The 658-nt window shown below is 73.9% G+C and carries 1 protein-coding gene; it reads left to right on the top strand.

What is annotated here, in order from left to right; all coding sequences use genetic code 11:
* Positions 1–658: response regulator transcription factor (locus B2R83_RS01220; protein ID WP_292037861.1), on the top strand; the 658-nt coding region annotated here is incomplete at both ends.

Here is a 658-nt window from a genome sequence, read left to right as displayed (position 1 = left end):
GCCGACGTCCTCGACCGGCTGTCCCCGCGCGAGCGGCAGGTCCTCGGCCTGATGGCCGAGGGGCGCTCCAACGCGTCGATCGCCGGCGTCCTGGTCATCACCGAGAGTTCCGTGGAGAAGCACGTGAGTTCGGTGTTCACCAAGCTCGGCCTGCCGCCGGAGGAGTCCGGCAACCGCCGCGTGATGGCGGTCCTCACCTACCTCGGGCACCCGACGAGCACCGGGCCCGGGCAGCCCGCGCCCACCACTCCATCCACCCGCTCCGCCCCCACGAAAGGGACTGACATGACTCCCCGTCCCCAGACCGACTTCCAGACCGACCCCCAGCACACCGACCACCGGCAGAGGCCCCACCGCCGGACCACCCTCGTCGTGGGCGGCATCCTCGCGGCAGCGCTCGTCGGCTCGGCGACGTTCTCGGCAGTCGGCGCGATCAACACGGTCTCCGGCACCAAGGCCGCGGCCGCCGCGGGGATGCCGACGTCCCTGGTCGTCAAGGCCGACGACGCGTCCGTGCGGATCGTCCGCGGGACGGTCGACCGGCCCACCTTCGACTACCGCGCCCCCTGGCCCGCCGGCGCGAGCGCGTTCACGCAGACGGAGCAGGGCGGCACCCTCACCGCGGACTTCCGCCCCGGGGTGGGCTGGCCCCTGCGCG

The sequence above is a fragment of the Massilia sp. UBA6681 genome (assembly GCF_002454935.1).
Classification (GTDB): Bacteria; Pseudomonadota; Gammaproteobacteria; order Burkholderiales; family Burkholderiaceae_D; genus Telluria; species Telluria varians.
This window is presented reverse-complemented; position numbering and strand designations above follow the sequence as displayed.